The organism is Streptomyces sp. Q2 (assembly GCF_056820935.1).
Genome location: NZ_JBXEJE010000015.1, coordinates 88,849 through 107,838 on the forward strand (window position 1 = coordinate 88,849; position 18,990 = coordinate 107,838).

Annotated in this window: 15 protein-coding genes; 6 read left to right on the forward strand and 9 right to left on the reverse strand. The window is 71.3% G+C overall.

The features are described from left to right. Positions 1-7: 7 nt before the first annotated feature. Together ACWBNA_RS18175 and ACWBNA_RS18180 are read right to left on the reverse strand one after the other, a co-directional pair. Positions 8-1,210 carry a PucR family transcriptional regulator gene (locus tag ACWBNA_RS18175; protein WP_482705402.1) on the reverse strand — a complete coding sequence of 401 codons (1,203 nt, stop codon included), beginning with the start codon at positions 1,208-1,210 and terminating at the stop codon, positions 8-10. An 11-nt stretch (positions 1,211-1,221) separates the two neighbouring features. After that, positions 1,222-2,667 (reverse strand): aldehyde dehydrogenase family protein, encoded by a 1,446-nt coding sequence (locus tag ACWBNA_RS18180; protein ID WP_482705403.1) that lies wholly within the window; start codon positions 2,665-2,667, stop codon positions 1,222-1,224. Between the two features lie 72 nt (positions 2,668-2,739). Here ACWBNA_RS18180 and ACWBNA_RS18185 point away from each other — a divergent pair, with 72 nt between their 5' ends. After that, positions 2,740-3,822: an NAD(P)-dependent alcohol dehydrogenase gene (locus ACWBNA_RS18185; RefSeq protein ID WP_482705404.1), complete on the forward strand. Its 1,083-nt coding sequence runs from the start codon at positions 2,740-2,742 to the stop codon at positions 3,820-3,822. A gap of 156 nt (positions 3,823-3,978) precedes the next feature. Beyond that, positions 3,979-6,180 (forward strand): cytochrome P450/oxidoreductase, encoded by a 2,202-nt coding sequence (locus ACWBNA_RS18190; RefSeq protein WP_482705406.1) that lies wholly within the window; start codon positions 3,979-3,981, stop codon positions 6,178-6,180. Positions 6,181-6,318: 138 nt separating this feature from the next. Here ACWBNA_RS18190 and ACWBNA_RS18195 read toward each other — a convergent pair whose 3' ends face one another. Beyond that, positions 6,319-7,065 (reverse strand): sulfite exporter TauE/SafE family protein, encoded by a 747-nt coding sequence (locus ACWBNA_RS18195; protein WP_482705408.1) that lies wholly within the window; start codon positions 7,063-7,065, stop codon positions 6,319-6,321. 143 nt (positions 7,066-7,208) lie between these two features. Between ACWBNA_RS18195 and ACWBNA_RS18200 the strand changes: the two genes are divergently transcribed. Next, entirely contained in the window at positions 7,209-8,351 is a 1,143-nt protein-coding gene (locus ACWBNA_RS18200; RefSeq protein WP_482705409.1) for an acetamidase/formamidase family protein, read from the forward strand. 52 nt (positions 8,352-8,403) lie between these two features. Here ACWBNA_RS18200 and ACWBNA_RS18205 read toward each other — a convergent pair whose 3' ends face one another. The 5 genes from ACWBNA_RS18205 to ACWBNA_RS18225 all read right to left on the reverse strand — a co-directional run bounded on the left by ACWBNA_RS18205 (position 8,404) and on the right by ACWBNA_RS18225 (position 13,573). Continuing rightward, a complete protein-coding gene (locus ACWBNA_RS18205; protein ID WP_482705410.1) occupies positions 8,404-9,024 on the reverse strand; it encodes a GOLPH3/VPS74 family protein in 621 nt (206 codons plus the stop codon). 287 nt (positions 9,025-9,311) lie between these two features. Next, positions 9,312-9,905 (reverse strand): ALF repeat-containing protein, encoded by a 594-nt coding sequence (locus tag ACWBNA_RS18210; RefSeq protein ID WP_482705411.1) that lies wholly within the window; start codon positions 9,903-9,905, stop codon positions 9,312-9,314. 243 nt (positions 9,906-10,148) lie between these two features. Beyond that, positions 10,149-10,772 carry a class I SAM-dependent methyltransferase gene (locus ACWBNA_RS18215; protein WP_482705412.1) on the reverse strand — a complete coding sequence of 208 codons (624 nt, stop codon included), beginning with the start codon at positions 10,770-10,772 and terminating at the stop codon, positions 10,149-10,151. 192 nt (positions 10,773-10,964) lie between these two features. Then, positions 10,965-12,947, reverse strand: a complete 1,983-nt coding sequence (locus ACWBNA_RS18220) for an amino acid transporter (protein WP_482705510.1) — start codon at positions 12,945-12,947, stop codon at positions 10,965-10,967. A 200-nt stretch (positions 12,948-13,147) separates the two neighbouring features. After that, positions 13,148-13,573, reverse strand: a complete 426-nt coding sequence (locus ACWBNA_RS18225) for a VOC family protein (RefSeq protein ID WP_482705413.1) — start codon at positions 13,571-13,573, stop codon at positions 13,148-13,150. 257 nt (positions 13,574-13,830) lie between these two features. On the opposite strand from ACWBNA_RS18225, the gene ACWBNA_RS18230 reads away from it, so the two are divergent. Then, positions 13,831-15,033: a glycoside hydrolase family 64 protein gene (locus tag ACWBNA_RS18230; RefSeq protein ID WP_482705414.1), complete on the forward strand. Its 1,203-nt coding sequence runs from the start codon at positions 13,831-13,833 to the stop codon at positions 15,031-15,033. 81 nt (positions 15,034-15,114) lie between these two features. Here ACWBNA_RS18230 and ACWBNA_RS18235 read toward each other — a convergent pair whose 3' ends face one another. Then, positions 15,115-16,326 carry an MFS transporter gene (locus ACWBNA_RS18235; protein WP_482705415.1) on the reverse strand — a complete coding sequence of 404 codons (1,212 nt, stop codon included), beginning with the start codon at positions 16,324-16,326 and terminating at the stop codon, positions 15,115-15,117. Between the two features lie 332 nt (positions 16,327-16,658). Between ACWBNA_RS18235 and ACWBNA_RS18240 the strand changes: the two genes are divergently transcribed. Both ACWBNA_RS18240 and ACWBNA_RS18245 read left to right on the forward strand, forming a co-directional pair. Next, a complete protein-coding gene (locus tag ACWBNA_RS18240; protein WP_482705416.1) occupies positions 16,659-17,867 on the forward strand; it encodes a T4 RnlA family RNA ligase in 1,209 nt (402 codons plus the stop codon). A gap of 2 nt (positions 17,868-17,869) precedes the next feature. Then, entirely contained in the window at positions 17,870-18,784 is a 915-nt protein-coding gene (locus tag ACWBNA_RS18245; RefSeq protein WP_482705417.1) for a phosphatase domain-containing protein, read from the forward strand. The last annotated feature ends 206 nt before the right edge of the window (positions 18,785-18,990 follow it).

The window sequence follows — 18,990 nt, forward strand, 5'->3', positions numbered from 1 at the left end:
AGGGGGTTCAGTGTCCGGCGGAAGCAGGCTCGTCGTCGCCGCGCGGCCGCTCGTCGTCGGCGGCGAGCAGGTCGAGCGCCGCGAGCGCCAGGTGCAGCTCCGCCGAGGCGGCGGGAAGCAGCGGGTCCGTGCCCAGGAGGTTCTTGATCTGGCGCACCCGGTAGCCCACCGAGTTGCGGTGGAGGTGGAGCTGTTCGGAGACGCTCTGCCGGCTGCCCCTCTCGGCCAGCCAGGCACGGAGAGTCGCCATCAGCTCCGGACGCTGCCGGATCGGCCCGAGGTGCGCCTCGGCGTACGCCTCGAGCTCCGCGCGCGGGAGGGACAACAGCACCCGGACCACTCCGCAGCCGCCGAAGGTGAGCAGCGGGACGCGCCGGGCCCTGGCCAGTCCGAGCAGTCGTTCGGCCTCGGTGAAGGACCGGGCGAGACCGATCGGTGAGTCGGGGTGGGAGCCGCTCGCCGCGACGACGTGGTCACCGGCGGACTCGTCACCGGTCATGAGGCGCAGCCGGCTTCGCAGCCGGGCGAGCACGGCCTCACCCGGCACCACCGTCCACGCCGTGCGCTCCTCCTGTTGCACGGGGTGCTCCAGCCAGGCGAGGGCGGTGGACCAGGCGCGCAGGCGGGAGCCGCTGTAGTGCAGTACGGCACCGGCCGGCGGTCGCTGCAGATCGATGCCCAGTCCCGCGGCCGCCGCCCACACCGAGGGGCTCACCGTTCCGGACCGCAGCGCGGCGACGACGTCGGCCGGTGTGTGCCGCGGCGTGACCTCGGCCGAGCCGTCCCCCGCGCGCACGGCGTCGATGAGCAGCGCGGTGACGGCGGCACCGGTCAGTGCCTGCACGCGCGGGTCACCGGGGCCGACGGTCAGCAGCACACCGGCCACGGTCGTCCCGGCCCGCACGGCCAGCGCGGTGGCCCGCAGCCCGTCGAGCGTGTCGACCACCGGTCCTGCCACGCCGGCGAGCACTCCGTCCGCCACTGTGCTCGCCACTCCCGATCCACCGTCGGTGGTCGCCAGCACCGTGCCGTCGGCGGACAGCAGCCGCACCTGCCGGCCGGTCGCCCGGACCAGCGCGTGGAGCACGTCCGAGCGGGCGGCGCCGGCGAGTACGGCCTCGGTCAGTTCCCGCTCCAGCACGACCGGTTCGGCGTCCGGCCCCGCCCTCTCCCGGGCCGGTCCGGACCACGCTTCGGCGATGGTTGCCATGATGTCGAGTCTCAGCGGGCCAACAGCCGGATGGCCACGCCCTTCTCCTGGGTGTACTCACGCAGCGCCGCGTACCCGCCGCCCCGGCTGAAGCCGCTGTCCTTCTGCATGTTGAAGGGGAAGCCGATCACTCCGGCGTCGTGGAACTGGTTGACCGCCACCTGCCCGGAGCGGACGTCCTTGGCCAGCCGCAGCGCCCGGGAGACGTCGTTGGTCCAGATGCAGGCCAGCAGGCCGAAGTCCGTCGCGTTCATCAGCTCTGTCGCCTCCGCCGTGTCGCGGAAGGACTGTACGGCGAGGACCGGGCCGAAGACCTCCTCGCGGGCGACGCGCATGCCCGCGTCCACGCGGTCGTACACGGTCGGCTGGACGAACCATCCGTCGCCGGTGGGTGCGCCACCGGTGACCAGGCGCGCGCCCTCGCGAGGCGCGTCCTCGAGGAAGCCGCTGACGCGCGCGAACTGCGCGGCGCTGACCAGCGGCCCCATGTCCAGGTCGGCTTCCCAGGGGCCGGTCTTGACCGCGGCCATGGCGGCGGCGACCCGCTCCACCACCTCGTCGTGCACCGAGGCCTGGACGAGCAGCCGGGAACCGGCGTAGCAGTTCTGCCCCGCGTTCTCGGTGATCGAGACGACGACCGCCTCGATGGCCGTGTCGAGGTCGGCGTCGGCGAACAGCACGTTCGGCGACTTGCCGCCGAGTTCGAGCTTCACCGGGACGAGGTTCTGCGCGGCGGCCGTCATGATCGCCCGCCCGGTGGCGGTGGAGCCGACGAAGCTGATGTGGTCGACGCCCGGGTGCGAGGTCAGTGCGGCGCCCGCCTGGGGGCCGCCCGCGACGACGTTGATCACCCCTGGCGGGAAGCCGGCGCGGCGGGCGAGTTCGACGAGTGCGAACGGGGCCAGCGGCGCGATCTCGGACGGCTTGAGGACGACCGCGTTGCCCGCGGCGAGCGCCGGCGCGACGTTCGCGGCCATGAGTACGGCAGGCACGTTCCACGGGATGACGACGGCGCACACGCCGTACGGCTCGGGAACCGTGTAGCCCAGGTAGTCGGGGCTGCGGGTCGGCAGGGTGACGCCGGTGAGCTTGTCGGCGGCGCCGGCGAAGTAGTCGATGATGCCGTGGGCGATGTAGATGTTCGTCCGGCCCCCGGACAGGGGCTTGCCCACGTCCTGGGCCTCGACGGCCGCCAGTGCCTCGACCTCGGCCATGATCAGGTCGGCCCAGCGCCGGATCAGTGCCCCGCGCTCACTGGGGTTGGTCGCCGCCCAGGCAGGGAAGGCGCGGCGCGCCGCGGCGACCGCGTCGTCGACGTCGGCTCCGCCCGACAGCGCCACCTTGGTGATGACCTGCCGGGTGGCCGGATCGACGATGTCCAGGGTGCCGCCGTCGCGGGCCGCAACCCACTCGCCGTCGATGAATTGCTGGGAAGAAGGGAAGTCAACAGCCGCCATAGCTGAACCTTGACCGACCTTGTCACGCATGTCAATATGCAATCTCGCAATGTGAGTCACAGAGGAGGTCCCGTGCGCGCCACCGCCGCTCTGCTGGAGCAGCCCGGACAGCCATTCGTCCTGACCGAGGTGGACCTGGACGAGCCCCGTCCCGACGAGGTGCTCGTCCGCGTCGCCGGCGTCGGCATCTGCGGCACCGACCTCGAGTTCGCCACCTTCTTCCCCACACCGGCGCTGCTCGGTCACGAGGGATCGGGCATCGTCGAGAGGGTCGGCGCGCATGTCACCTCCTTGCGCCCGGGCGACAGCGTCACCATGTCCTTCGCGTCGTGCGGTACGTGCACGCTGTGCCGCACGGGCTCGCCCGCCTACTGCCGCAGCTTCGACGCGGTGAACTTCTCCGGCCGCCGCCCCGACGGCTCCACCGCGGTGACGCATGAGGGGCGCGAGGTCAACGCCCACTTCCTGGGCCAGTCGTCGTTCGCCAGCCACGTCGTCGCACCGGAGCGGGCGGTCGTCAGGATCGACCCGGCGCTGGACCTGCGGCGGGCCGGGCCCTTCGGCTGCGGCTTCCAGACCGGCGCCGGCGGCGTGCTCAACGTGCTGCGGCCGCGCCCCGGCTCGTCGATCGCGGTGTTCGGGGCGGGGGCTGTCGGCGTGGCCGCCGTCATCGCGGCCTCGCTGAGCGGCTGCGCGATCGTCGCCGCCGTCGACGTGAACCCGGCCAAGCTGGAGGCGGCCCGCGGCTACGGCGCCACGCACACCGTCGACTCCTCGGCCGGACCGGCCGCCGAGCAACTGTCCGCCCTCGTCCCCGAGGGGTTCGACTTCGTGATCGACACGACGGGGCGCGAGGACGTCCTGCGCGTCGCGGTGGAGTCCCTCGGGCCGCTCGGCCGCGCCGGGGTCATCGGCATCGGCCCGAGCGACACGATGAGCTTCGACTGGCGCAGCATCCTCAACGGCCGCAGTGTCACCGGCATCATCGGCGGGTCCAGTCTGCCGCAGGTGTTCCTGCCCCAGCTGCTCGACCTCAACGCCAAGGGCCGGTTCCCGGTCGAGAAGATGATCGCCTACTTCCCGTTCGAGCAGATCAACGAGGCCGTCGCGGCGGTCCGCTCCGGCTCGGTCGGCAAGGCCGTCCTGACCTTCTGAACGTCCTCGCCCTGGGTCTCAGGACGTCGTCCACGAGACGTTGTCGCACGCGGCGGGACACCTTAGGGTGGCCCGACGCAGATGAGGCACCCGTTCATCCGGTGGCGCGGCCGGCCAACACCGCGCAGAAGACCGAGCACGTGGAGCGTGCCCTTCATGTCCGCCGACATCGACTTCGACCACCATTCCGACGAGGCCAACGCCGACCCGGTCGCCTACTACGCGCGGTTCCGCGAGAGCTGCCCGGTAGGCCGCTCCTCCGCACACGACGGTTTCCACTACACGACGCGCTACGCCGACGTGGCCCGCATCGCCCGCGACGACGCCACGTTCTCCTCGGCCCGCAGCGACCACGGCGGCCAAGGGGTCGGCATCGTCATCCCCAAGGGCCCCGGGCTCGAGCAGTATCCGATCGAGCTCGACCCGCCGCGGGCGACCGAGTACCGGCACCTGATCAACCCGCTGCTCACCCCGGAGGCGGTCGAGCGCCTGGTCCCCATGATCGAGCGCCATGCCGCCCGCGTCGTGGACGACTTCGTCGAGCTCGGCTCCTGCGACTTCGTCCGCGACCTCACCAACCCGCTGCCGGCCGCGGTGACCCTGGACTGGCTCGGTTTCCCCGAGGAGGACTGGGCGAAGCTCGCCGGGCCCATCCACGACATCTTCGCCGCACCGGCCGCCAGCGAGCGCGCCGTGCGCGGAGCCGCCGGACTGGCCTACATGGACCAGCGCATCCGCGAGCTGATCGCCGAGCGCCGGTCGGCACCACAGGCCGACGCGGTCAGCGCGCTGATGGCCGGACGGCGCGGCGACGGCAGCGAGTTCGGCGAGGACGAACTGGTGTCGGTGATCGGCCTGCTCATCGCCGGCGGCGTCGACACCACCACCTCCCTGACCGGATGGACGCTCGTCCACCTCGCCCGCAACCCCGAGCAGCGCCGGAGGCTGATCGACTCCCCCGACCTGCTGGACACCGCGACCGAGGAGTTCCTGCGCGCGTTCGCCCCCTCGCAGTCGATGGCCCGCACGGTCACCCAGGACGTCGAGGTCGGCGGCTGCCCGATGCGAGCGGGCGAGAGGGTGCTGATCCCGTGGGTCGCCGCCAACCACGACCCCGCCGTGTTCCCCGACCCCGAGCAGGTGCGGCTGGACCGCGACGCCAGCCGGCATCTCAGCTTCGGGATCGGCTCGCACCGGTGCGCCGGCGCACACCTCGCCCGGGCCATGTTCCGCGCGATGATGACGCAGGTGCTGACCCGGCTGCCCGACTACCGGGTGATCGAGGAGGGTCTCGTCGCCTATCCGACGCGCGGCAACCAGTCCGGCTGGGACGCGATCCCGGCCGTCTTCACGCCCGGCCCCCGGGCGAGCGCGGCGGCCGGCACGGTCCGCGCCCTGACCACGCCCACACCGCTGCGGGTGAGGGCGGTGCGCGCCGCTGCCGAGGACGTCGTCGCCGTCGACCTCGCCCTGCCGGACGGAGGCGAACTCCCCGCCTGGCGGCCCGGCGCGCACCTCGAGCTGCGGCTGCCCTCGGGCAGGCTGCGTCAGTACTCGCTGTGCGGTGACCCCGCCGACGCCACGACGTGGCGCATCGGCGTCCTGCGCGAGCCCGACGGCCGGGGCGGCTCCGCCGAACTCCACGAACTCGCCCGCCCGGGAGCGACCTTCGCGGTACGCGGGCCGCGCAACCACTTCCCGCTCGTGCCGGCGCCGTCCTACCTGTTCCTCGCCGGCGGCATCGGCGTCACACCCATCCTCGCCATGGCCCGTGCGGCCGCCGGACGCGGCACGCCCTTCTCCGTCGTGTACGGCGGACGCACCCGCTCGACGATGGCGTTCGCCGACGAGCTCGCCACCGTCGCCGGCGACGCGCTGACCCTGCTCCCGCAGGACGAGGCCGGCCTGCCGGACCTTCCCCGGCTGCTGGGCGGGCTGGACGCGGACACCGCCGTCTACGCGTGCGGGCCGGCGCCGATGCTGGCGGCCGTCGAGCGTGAGTGTGCCCGCCTGGATCTCACCGACCGGCTGCATCTGGAGCGTTTCACCGCCGGTGACGGCCTGGAGACGGCGTACGACGCCGCTCAGAACCGCGACTTCGACGTCCAGCTCGCGCGCACGGGAGTCACCCTCACCGTGCCGGCCGGCCGCCGCCTCATCGAGGTCCTGCGCGACGCCGTGAGCGGCCTGTCCTACGACTGCGAGAAGGGGTACTGCGGCGCCTGCGAGACCCGGGTGCTCTCCGGGACGCCGGAGCACCGGGACTCCGTACTCACCGACGAGGAACGCCTTGCCGGGCGCACGATGATGATCTGCGTCGGCCGGTGTCAGGGAGACCGCCTCGTCCTCGACCTCTGAGCCGCCCTCGGCCTGTGCGCCGCCTCCGGCCTGCGGACGACTGCCGTACGGGTCCAACAGCGAACGAGATGTCCGCTGTTGGACCCGTGCGGTTCCCGGCCCGGCACGACCTTGCGAACGACCCGTCTCCGGAAACGCTCAGCCGAAGGCGCGGACACCCAGCCACACACCCGCCAGCACGCCGAAGCCGACCACGACGGCACGCAGTACCGGCTCGCTGAGCCGTGTCGCCAGCCGGCCGCCCAGCACTCCTCCGGCAAGGGACGCGGGGGCGACCACGAGCGCGACCATCCAGTGCACGGGGCCGAGCAACGCGAACACGACGAGCGACACGGTGGCCACGACCAGCTGCAACGTCCCCTTGAGTACGTTCACCTCTGCCAGCGGAGCGGTCAGCGTCAGGCCGAGCAGGGCCATCAGGATGAGTCCCAGTCCACCTCCGAAATAACCGCCGTAGACGGCGGCGGCGAACGTGCCGGCGTAGAGCTTCGCGCGGTGGTCACCGTGAGCCGTGCCGAGCAGTGCCCGCAACCGGGGCTGGAAGGCCAGCAGGGCACTGGCGCCGAGGACGAGGAACGGCACCGCGACCGAGAAGACCTGCGACGGCGTGAGCAGCAGCAGCGCGCATCCGGCGGCGGCACCCCCTGCGGACACGACCGCCAGCGACGTCGCGGAAGGCGGTCGGGAAGATCCCCGCAGGGCAGCCACATTGCCCAGGTAGCCCGGCCAGAGCGCCACGGAGTTGGTGACGTTGGCGGCCACCGTGCCCAGCCCGGCGGCGACCAGTGCCGGGAAGAGGAGCAGGGACCCACCGCCCGCGATCGAGTTGACGAATCCGCCGACAAGGCCGGCACCGCCGATGAGAACAACGTCGCCGACGTCCATCCGAGTCCCCTCCACAGCAACTTATGCGAGATGCCATGTTGACATACGAGACAGCGTTACGACACGGACCCGGGCCGGAAACACCGGCGCAACGCGACGTTCCTAGCGTCGGGCCAGCCCTTCCCCTCCATGAAAGGTCGGCCATGACTGCGATCGACTCGCCCCTTCTCGACGTCGCCGCGACCGGCTTCCCGATCCTCCAGCCCGGCCACGGAGCGATCGCGTCGACGACCTACGTCCCGGCCACGCCCGGGAACACCCTGTGGGGTCGCCTGCCGTGCGAGGCGGACGCACCGTGCGCGGTCGTGCGGCCAGGCGCCGTCGTCACGGTCGACACGCTCAGCCACGAGGGAGTCCTCGAGGATCAGGGCCGCAACCCGGCCCAGTTCTTCGGCCGTTACGGCGTCGGCGGCGGCCATGTGCTCGACGACGCCCAGCAGGTGGCGGACTCCGGTATGCCGCACGACTTCGACGACGACGGACCGCACCTCGTCACCGGACCGATAGCCGTGGCCGGCGCCCGGCCCGGCGATCTGCTCGCCATCACCGTCCTCGGCCTCACCCCGCGGGTTCCGTACGGCATGGTCTCCGCACGCCACGGCTTCGGCGCACTCCCCGGCGAGATGCCGTCACTGCCCGGCCCCCTGTTCACCTTCGCCACGGCACACGCGGACACCCACGGCGCGTGGGGCCGGATGGCGGTGGATCCGACGGATGCCTCCCGCGGCTCACTGCGCTTCCCGCTGCGGCCGTTCCTCGGCGTGATGGGTGTGGCGGTGCCCGGGGACGAGCGGCCGCACTCGGTGCCGCCGGGGCGCCACGGCGGCAACATCGACATCTCCCTGCTCGGCGAGGGCGCCACACTGTTCCTCCCGGTGCAGGTCGACGACGCGCTGGTCTACTTCGGGGACCCCCACTTCGCCCAGGGCGACGGCGAGGTCGCCCTCACCGCGTTCGAGGCGTCGTTGCGCGCCACCGTGAAACTGGAGGTGGTGCCGGGCGGCGCGGCCCTGCGGCCCGGCCACGGCCGCGTCGCCCCGTTCGCCGAGACGGACGACTACCTGGTGCCGATCGGCCTGGACAGGGACCTGAACGAGGCGATGCGCGACTGCGTGCGCTGCGCGCTGGACCTGCTCGTGACCGACTACGGCATCGACCGCCACCTGGCGATGGCGTACCTCAGCGCGGCAGGCGACTTCGCGGTCTCCCAGGTCGTCGACGACGTGAAGGGCGTCCACGCGAGGATCCGCAAGTCCGACTTCCGCGACGTCCGCCGGCCGCGCTGAGCGGCGACCGCGCTGAGCGGCGACCGCGCTGACCGGCGAACGAGCGACGGGATCAGGGCCAGGAGGAGAGCGCTCCGAGCCACACACAGGCGGCGGCCGCGGTCAGGATCTGGGCACAGGCCGGGCTCATGGACCCCGGCATCGCCTCGGACCCGCTCCACTCCCGACCGCCCGACGCGGCACCGCACGCACCGGCCAGCGCGGCCAGCACGACCGACCGCTCCGAGGAATCGGCCGCACCGCCGAGAGACCGGACCGCGGCATCCCGCCTCTCCCCGCCCAGGACCTGGTAGCGACGAGCCCACCCTGCGGGCCACGGCAACCGTCTCGGCGTGCGGACGAGGACACCCTCGGCGATCAGGCCGGCCGAGAGTCTCCTGTGCGCGCCGACGCTCAGGACCCTGACCCACTCCGATGCCGTACGCGGCTTGCGGGACGACCGGATCCGCACGAGAACCTCGCCGAGCGCGCCGTCGCGCGGCTGTGCACCGGGGACGGCGACGAGGTGTCCGTCCGCGGTGTCGATGGCACCGTCCAGGGCGAGTTCCATCAGCATGGCGCCGCTCAGGCCGAACACGAGGCCGGTGCCGTAGCCGGGAACACGACCTCGCCCGTCCAGGTACACGGCCGGCACGAAGTCCGCGCAAAGGCTGGAGGTGGCAGCGGTCTTCATCCCGGTCTCCCCAATACGGCACTTCGGCTTCGGCTTCGGGGTACTTCCGGACCGGGCAACCGAACCGGATCCCGAGGAAGTATGCGCAGCACTATGGCTGGCCAGAGCTCCTGCGTCAGTGCGAGACATCGTCCCGAAATATGGAACACGTCCTGCGCCGGACCGGACCTGAGCCACGGCGCGAAGACGTGTGAAACCGTGCGCGTGGCACGGCAGAGGGGGCCTGGTGCGTGCGGTTGCACGCACCAGGCCCCCTTCCTGATCCGGCCTGACCCGAACGGCAGGGACTAGCCGTCGACCTCGTACTGTCCGACCTCGAGGAAGTAGCGCAGCGCCTCCGGGGTGTTGTCGTCGAGGGCCGCGTTCGCCGCCGCGCGCAGGGCGTCGCTGATGTCGGGGTCAGCCAGCATCCGCGCGATCGCGACGCGGTCGTCCTCGGCCTGAGCGAGACGGAGGCCGGTTTCGAGGAATTCGCGCACGGCCTCGGGGCTGCCGTCGTCGAGGGCCTCGTTGGCCTCACGGATGACGGCCCTGCCGCTGTCGGGGTCGGCGAGGAGCCTGCCGATGGCGACGCGGTCGTCCTCGCCCTGCGCGAGCCGGTAACCGGTCTTGAGCCAGGCGCGCATCTCCTCCACGGTGCCGTTGTCGAGGAGCTCGTTGGCCTCGCGGGTGACGCGCTTGCCACTGTCGGGGTCGGCCAGGATGCGGGCGATCGCGACGCGCAGGTCGTCCACGTCCATCTCGTCGTAGGGGGAGCCCGCGTCCGACGCCGCGGCGGCGATCGACGGCGGCGTGGCGGCGGCGAAGGACGGAGCGGAGAGCAGCAGGGCCGGGGCGAGGGCGCCGGCCGCCACGGCGAGGGTCGCGCGGGTCAGTCTCACGGAGAGAACCACCTTGGGTCGTAGTCACGGGCTACAGCGGTGGCATCGTTTCAAGGTGAGCCGAGCCGGGTCACTGCCCGGACCGAGCAGTCTTCACCGGTTCCTCATTGCCGACGGCCTGCCACATGCGAGGCGTCTGCAACAGGCCTGCGGAGGTGGGCCGTCGACGGCACCCGAGAGCGGGGGGCCTCGTGGTCGACGGTCATCCTTCTTGTGATCCGCCCGCTGATCCGAACGAAGAGCCTAGGGGGCCAGGGCGGTGCCGAGGGAGTCGGCTGCCATGGGCTTCGGGGTGCCCTTCTCGTAGAACACGTCGATGCCCGTGATGGTGAACCCGGCGTTCGTGACCATGGTGGCCGTGGGCCGGGTGAGGTGGCAGCCGCCGAAGAGCCTCTTGTTGACCGGCTCGAGACGTCGTTGCCACCCACGCACCTTCTCGTCCTGTTCCGGAGCCAGTCCGTGTTCGAGGAAGTGCAGGGTCCCGCCGGGTTTGAGAACGCGTCGGACTTCGCGCAAGGCGGCACCGGCGTCGGGGATGGTGCACAGCGTCCAGGTGGACAGGGCGGAGTCGAAACTGTTGTCCTCGAACGGCAGGGACTGACCATCCAGGCCCGCACGCCGCACGGGGACGCTTGCCGCCCGCACGCGTTCGCCGGCGAGTCTCCATCCGAGATCAGAGGGTTCGACCGCGGTCACGCCCGTGACGGACGCCGGGTAGAAGGGGACGTTGTGGCCCGTGCCGAATCCGATCTCGACCACTTCGCCCGTCAGGCCCTCACAGACACGGCGTCGCAGCGGCTTCGACGTCTCTCCCCCGCAGGCGACATTGATGATCCGCGGCAGCACCTGCTCGGCATAGAACCCCATCGCGGCCTCCGTGTCTCATTTTCAGCATGGCACGGCACCGGTCCGGACGCATGGTCCTCCCCCGGTGGAGGTCGGGCCGCCCGCGGACGGCCCGGTCGGCGTCCCGGAAGCGCTCGGTCGACCCTGCCTGTGACGGCCGGTCACAGGCAGAGCGATGCCTTTGGTGGCCGACCGGGAAGGCGGGTCCCCGGATCAGCCCCCGACGTGGATGCCGGGACGGCGGTCGGGGTCGGGTTCATTGCTGCGGATGATTTCGCGGGTGACCGGAGCGGTGTCGCCGCGACCGAGCAGGAAGTAGCGGAACATGTGCACCAGGGGGCTGCCTTCGGCCCACGCGAAGTAGCAGTGCGGCTGAACACCCGTGGCGTTGCGCAGGGCGAGCAGGATCGCCGCGATGGCGTTCGGCGCGGCCGGCGCCTCGGCGCGCAGGATCCGGTAGCCGTCGACCTCGACGCCCTGTACGGCGAGGGTCTCGCTGAAGTCTGACGGGTCGACCACGTCGATTTCCACGAACAGCACGTCGGCCGGGCCGGGCACCGGATTCGTGCCGCGCTGCTCGCGCTCCTTGGCCGCGTACTCGTCGCCGTCGCCCGCCTGGCGGCGGTTGGCGATGATGTTGATGGCGTTGTCGTGGGCAAGGGTGTCGGTGATGAACCGGCGGGCGGCCGGGTCGAACTCGATGCGGTCGGCGCGCAGTTCGGTGGTGCGTGAGACCCGGGATATCAACGACACGGCGATGATGCCGACGATGAACATGCCGGAGATGGTGATGCCGTCGGGCTTGTCGACGATGTTGGCGACCAGGGCGTAGAACAGGACCGCGGTGAGCGACGCGAAGCCGGTGGCGGCCGCGCGCCGCCGACGGCGTACGACCGAGACGGTGACGGCGAAGGCGCCGGAGACCATCATGGCCAGGATGCCGGTGGCGTAGGCGCCGGCCTGGGCGTCGACGTCGGCGTCGAACGCGATGGTGATGAGGACACAGAGGGCGGTGTAGACGATCACGACCGGGCGTACCGCGCGTCCCCACTCCGGGGCCATGCCGTAGTCGGGCAGGTACCGCGGGACGATGTTGACCAGCCCCGCCATCGCGGAGGCGCCCGCGAACCAGAGGATCAGGATGGTGCTGACGTCGTAGGCGGTGCCGAACACCTCACCGAGGTGCTCGTGGGCCAGCCAGGCCAGGGCCCGGCCGTTGGCCCCGCCGCCGGGCTCGAACTCCTTGTGAGGAATGAGGACGGTGGTCACGAAACTCGCGGACAGCAGGTAGACGCTCATGATGAGCGCGGCGGTCGTCAGCAGCCTGCGGGTGTTGCGGATACGCGACTGCAGCCGCTGTTCGGCGTCCGCGCCGTCCGCGGCCACCAGCGGCATCATGCTCACCCCGGTCTCGAAACCGGACAGCCCCAGCACCAGCAGCGGAAACGCCACGAGCGCCGGCTCCACCAGGTCACCGAAGCCGCCTCCGCCCTCGGCGAGTGCGTCCGTCCACGCCGACAACGCCCCCGGCGTGGTGAACACATCGACCAGTCCCACGGCGACAACCACCGCGTTCAGCACGAGGAAGACCGCGACCAGCGGGATGGCCACACTGACCGCTTCGCTGAAGCCCAGCAGGAACACCCCGCCGAGGACCAGCAACAACGCGACCGTGATGGCGACCTCGTGACCGTGCAGGGCATGCGGCAGGTAGGGGTTCTCCATCATGTGGACGGAGGCGTCCGCAGAGGACAGGGTGATCGTGATGATCCACGAGGTGGCCACGAAACCGAGCAGGACCAGCACGAACAGCTTGCCCCGCCAGAACGGCAGCAGATCCTCCAGCATCGCCACCGATCCGGCTCCGTGCGGGCTCTCCCGGGCCACCCGCCGATACATCGGCAGCATCCCCACCAGGGTCAACGCCACGATCAGCAAGGTCGCCAGCGGCGACACCGCCCCGGCCGCGAGTGCCGCGATCGCCGGCACGTAGGCCAGGCTGGAGAAGTAGTCCACACCGGTCAGGCACATCACCTTCCACCAGGCGTGCGGCTCGGTGTGCCCCTCGCCGGCCGCCGGTCCGACCGGCTGCACCCGGTGGCGCAGCAACCACTGGGCCAGGCTGCCGGTCGGCTGCGTCCGGACAGCGGGGCTGTCCACCACTTCCGGCACAGCCAGTTCGTTCGCGTCCTTCATGTCCCCCATCAGCCTTCCCGCCTGCCCAACGCACGGTCACGGCAGTCACCGCACGCACGGCACCGCACCGGTCACCGAGTATGCGACCTCGCGGCAGCCGCGACCGCACCGGGGGCGGCACACCGCCGTTCGCGCGCTTCACCCCGCCCGGCCCAGGTCACGGCACACCCCCGGCCCCGGCCCGTGCCCCGTGCCCGGGCTCAGACGACCGGCTCGCCGATGCCCAGCAGGTTTCCCTCGCTGTCACGGAACCAGGCGGCACGTTCCCCGCGCGCGCCCTTGCTCGGGTAGTTCCCGTCGATCTCGGCGATCCCGTTCTCCGTGCGGAAGCCAGGCAGGTCGACCTCTTCGAACACCACGCCACGCTCCTTGAGTTCCGCGACGACCGTCTCGACGTCGTCGACCTCCCACCCCATCTGGGTGAAGGTGCCGGGCGAGGCCCCCGTCGACGTGAACAGGGCGAAGTCCGTGCCTCCGCACCGGTAGAGCAGCCCGCCGGGCCGTTCGTCGACGGGTTCCAGACCGAGCCGCTCGGCGTAGAAACGCCGCGCCCGGTCCAGGTCCTGGGCCGGGAGCCTGGTCGCCACACGTCCTCGGGCCAGGATGTTTCCCTCGTCTGCGTTCATGCCTTCACTGTGCCGTGGGCCATGGCCGAGCGGACGGACATCAGGCGCGTGCCACGGTGTGGGCGGGGTCAACACACCGTTCCTGAAGACCGAGCGGGCGGCAACAGCTCCAAACCCCTCTGCCCTACTCATTGGCATGCCCTGACTCATTGACATGTCCTCGCCGCAGCGCGACATTGAGAGCGCTCTCAGAATGGTACGGACCAATCTCCAGGATCCGTTTCCCGCTCCATCCCCCACTCGCACGGAGGTCGAGAGTGCGACCCACACCCAAACCCAGGCACCCGTTCGCGGCCCTGACCGCGGTAGCCGCCCTGCTGGGCGCGCTGCTTGCCTTCGCGGCCCCCTCGCCCGCACAGGCGGTACCCTCCACGATCCCCCTGAAGATCACCAACAACTCCGGCCGCGGCGGACCGGTCTACATCTACAACCTCGGGACCCTGCTCTCGACCGGCCGGCAGGGCTGGGCCGACGCGGGCGGTACGTTTCATCCCTGGCCCGCCGGCGGTACCCCGCCCACACCGGCGCCGGACGCATCCATCCCGGGGCCGGCGGCAGGGCAGTCGGTGACGATCCAGATACCCAAGTTCTCCGGCCGGATCTACTTCTCCTACGGGCAGAAGCTGGTCTTCCAGCTGACCACCGGCGGCCTGGTGCAGCCAGCCGTGCAGAACCCGAGCGACCCGAACCGGAACATCCTGTTCAACTGGTCGGAGTACACGCTCAACGACGCCGGGCTGTGGCTCAACAGCACCCAGGTGGACATGTTCGCCGCGCCCTACGCCGTCGGCGTGCAGCGCGCCGACGGCAGCACCACCAGCACCGGGCGCCTCAAGCCGGGCGGGTACAACGCGGTCCTCAACGCCCTGCGCGGGCAGTCGGGCGGATGGGGGAACCTCGTCCAGACGCGTTCCGACGGCACGGTGCTGCGAGCGCTCTCCCCCGGACACGGCCTGCAGAGCGGGGCCCTGCCCGCTTCGGTGATGAACGACTACGTCAACCGCGTCTGGCAGAAGTACACGACGACCACACTGACGGTCACCCCGTTCGCCGACCAGCCGAACACCACGTACCACGGCCGGGTCTCGGGCAATGTCATGAACTTCACGAACGGTTCCGGCACAGTCGTCACCAGCTTCCAGAAACCGGACGCGGACAGCATCTTCGGCTGTCACAAGCTCCTCGACGCGCCCAACGACGCGGTACGCGGGCCGATCTCGCGCACCCTGTGCGCGGGCTTCAACCGTTCCACGCTGCTGGTCAACCCCCGTCAGCCGGACACCTCGGCGGCCGCCTTCTACCAGGACGCGGTGACCAACCACTACGCCCGGAGCATCCACGCGCAGATGACCGACCAGAAGGCGTACGCCTTCGCCTTCGACGACGTCGGCCACCACGAGTCCCTCGTCCACGACGGCAGTCCCCGCCAGGCCTACCTCACCCTGGATCCCTTCAGCTGACCGGTGTCCCGCACGCGGTCACGGCCGCGTGCGGGCACGAGCCGCTGGGCACGCGCCGGCAGCCACGTACGGTTCCGCGCCTCACGTGCAGGGCTCAGCCTGCTGCGCGGGTGAGCCGGCTCGGCGTGCGGCAACGACCATGACGATGACGGAGGCCAGGACGATACCGGCGCCGACGAAGAGCGGCGCCCGGTAGCCGAGGCCCGCGGTGATGGCCAGGCCTCCGAGCCAGGCACCGAGAGCGTTGCCGACGTTGGACGCGGACACATTGGCACTGGCGGCCAGCGCCGCCCCGTGGGCGTAGTCGGTGACGCGGGTGATCATGCCGGGCACCCCGGCGAACCCGAACACCCCCATCAGGAACACCAGCACCACCGACGCGGCGGCGTTGCCGGCCAGCAGACCGAACACGGCCAGGGTGACGGTGAGCCCGGTCAAGGCGAGGACCAGGGCGCGGTCACGGTCACGGTCGGCCGCTCGCCCGCCGACCAGGTTCCCGACGACCAGGCCGACGCCGTAGACCATCAGCAACCAGGCGACGTCCGCCGGGGCGAAGCCGCCGACCTCGGTGAAGGTGTAGGCGATGTAGCTGAAGGCACCGAACATCCCGCCGTAGCTGAGCGCGGTGGCCGTCAGGGTCAGCCAGACCTGCCATGAACGGAACGCGCGAAGCTGATCCCGCAGGCCGCTGAGCGGTACCGGGTGCGAGTGGCCCTCTCCCGGCACTGTCGGCGGGGGTACCTCTCCCGCCCGGCCGGGGAGCAAGGCGACGATTCCCGCCAGTGCGAGCACGCCGATCGCGGTGACCGCCCAGAAGGCCGCTCTCCAGCCCCAGCGCTCACCGACCAGCGCACCGAACGGCACGCCCAGTACGTTCGCGACCGTCAGTCCGGCAAACATGACCGCGACCGCGCGGGACTTCTTCTCCGGCGCGACCAGACTGCGAGCGACGAGCGAACCGATGCCGAAGAACGAACCGTGGCACAACGCCGCGACGATCCTCCCGAGCAGCATCACCGGATAGTCCGGCGCGAGGGCGGACAGCAGGTTGCCGATGACGAACAAGGCCACCAGGCCGACCAGAACCGCCTTGCGGGGCAGCCGCGCCGTCGCCGCGGTCAGTGCGATCGCGCCGATCGCGACACTCAGGGCGTACCCGGAGATCAGCCAGCCGGCGGCCGCCTCGGACACCGCGAAACTCGACGCCACCTGCGGCAGCAGCCCGGCGATCAGGAACTCGGTCAGACCGATGCCGAAGCCGCCGAGTGCCAGCGCGACCAGCCCACCTGGCATCCGTCGCTCTCCGATCGACCGTCCGACGAGTCGCGGAGTACGGGACTTCCCATCGCGGCCCGTGGATCGCCCGTATCCCGAACCGCCCGCACGGGGACCGGAGTTGGGCCGCGCGACACCGAGGCACCACTATGCCTCACGCGCACGGAGTTCGCATGGGTGTCCGTCGCTTGTGCAACGGTTCCCGTCACCGGCAGCCGGACGCTCCCGGGCGTCTCGTCGCCCGCCGACGCACGCCGTGACCTGTGCCTTCCTCTGGCGCCCGCGGCAAAACCAGTGTGCACCGGCCCTCCCCGCACGTGACAATCAGGCACCAGCAAGGGGAGGAACACATGAGCCAGGCCTACCTGACTCTTCATGAGCTGCTGCCGCCGCAGGAGTTGGCGGCCGCGCTCGACGCGGGGCACGTCACGCGCAAGCCGCACCCGGAACTGCCGCTGTCCATCTACACGTACACCAGGACATGCCAGTACGAGCGGGTGTGGAACCGGGTGACCACGCGCTGCCGCGGTCTCGTCGCCGACGACAGCACCGGTGAGGTCGTCGCGCTTCCGCTGCCGAAGTTCTTCAACGTCGGTGAGCACGAGGCCGGTCAGCCGTACGCGCCCGGTCTCCCCGACGAACCGTTCGAGGTGTACGACAAGGTCGACGGCAGCCTGGCGGTGGTCTTCCACTACGCGGGCCGGTGGCGGGTCGCGTCCAAGGGGTCGTTCATCAGCACCCAGGCCACGTGGGCGCAGCGTCTGCTCGACGGGAAGGACACCTCGGCGCTCGTGCCCGGGGTGACCTACCTGGCCGAGATCCTCTACCCGCAGAACCGGATCGTCGTCGACTACGGCGACCGTCGTGATCTGGTGCTGCTGGCCGCGTTCGCCAAGGACGGCACGGAAGTCGCCCTGGCCGAGGCCGCGGCCGGCTGGAGTGGCATCGGCTCGGTGGTCACGGTGTGGCCCGCCATGCCGCTCGCCGAGCTCCTGGCCATGGCCGAGGCCAACCGGCTGCCCGGCGGTCGTGCGGCAACGGGCACCGACGCGGAGGGCTTCGTGCTGCGCTTCGCCTCGGGCGTGCGGGCCAAGGCCAAGCTCGCCGAGTACGTCCGGCTCCACAAGGTGCTCACCGGGGTGACCGAACGGGACATCTGGCGCGGTCACGGCATCCAGCGGTTCGCGGACCTGCCCGCCAAGCAGGTGGCCCAGGCGCTCGGCTGCTCGGCCCAGGACATCGACGCGTCGGGAGGCAGGCCCCTGGACGCGCTGCTGGAGCAGGTGCCCGACGAGTTCGACACCTGGGTGCGCGGCGTCATCGCGGGGATCGAGAAGCAGGTGGACGACCGCGAGCGCGCGATCGACGAGGCGTTCCGGTCCCTGGCCCATCTCGTCAGTGACCGGGGAGCCTTCGCCCGCGCCGCGAGTGCGCTGCCCGACGCGGCCCTGCGTCCCGCCATGTTCCTGCGCCTGGACGGGCGCCCGACCGAGCTCGTCACCTACCGGTCCGCCCGGCCGGAGGCGTCCGACCCGTTCAAGACCGACGAGGAGAACTGACCGTGCCCGTAGTACACGTCATGACGGGGCTTCCTGCCTCGGGGAAGACGACCGCCGCGCGCAAGCTGCAGGCGGAGTCCGAGGGCCGGATGCGCCGTGTCAACCTCGACGATCTGCGGGCGATGCTCGACATCCCGGCTCCCGAGCGCGGGCAGTCGTACGCGCACGAGCAGACCGTGCTGGCGATCCAGGACGCGGCGGTGCGGGCGGCTGTCGACGGCGGATTCGATGTCGTGGTGGACAACACGCACATGACACCGCACATCCCGAAGCGGCTGAAGGCCGCGGTGGCGGGACAGGCCACGTTCGTCGTGCACGACTTCACCGACGTACCGGTGGAGGAGTGCATACGGCGCGACGCCGAGCGGGATCGGGCGGTCGGCGAGGAGATCATCCGGATCCTCGCCGACAAGCACGCCAAGGCCCGCAAGGGCGGCTGGCGGCTCACCGCTCAGTGGCTGAACGACGAGCCCTCCTTCGACCCGTACACCGCCGACCCGGCACTTCCCTCGGCGGTCATGTGCGACATCGACGGCACGCTCGCCCTCCGGGGCGACCGGGGGCCCTACGACTTCACGCGCTGCGGGGAAGATCTGCTCAACGTGTCGGTGCGCGGGGCACTGCGCTCCTTCAGGAGCGCCGACGGCGATGTCGTCGTCCTGCTCTCCGGACGCGGCGAGGAGCACCGCGAGCGAACGGAGGCGTGGCTGCGTGCGCACGAGGTCCCGTACGACGAGCTGTGGATGCGCGCCGCCGGCGACGGCCGCCGCGACGACGTGGTGAAGGCCGAGCTCTTCGACCGGCATGTGCGCCACCGCTTCGCGGTCCGGGTCTCCCTCGACGACCGCGATCGCGTCGTCGCCGTGTGGCGCCGCATGGGCCTGCCGACCTGGCAGGTCAACTACGGCAGCTTCTAGCCGGCGGCGGCCTGCCGGTGCGCCCGGACGATCAGGCGTCTGCCTGTCGTGAGGCGGCGACGGTTGCGCGCCCGGTGCGGGGGACGACCGGACCGGCGGGCGGTTGGGCGCTCGCTGGTAAAATGGGGGCACGCTTCGACACCGCCGGGGCCCGTACCTAGGGGTACGGGCCCCGGCGTGTTCCGGGCGTCGGATCAGAAAGGTTC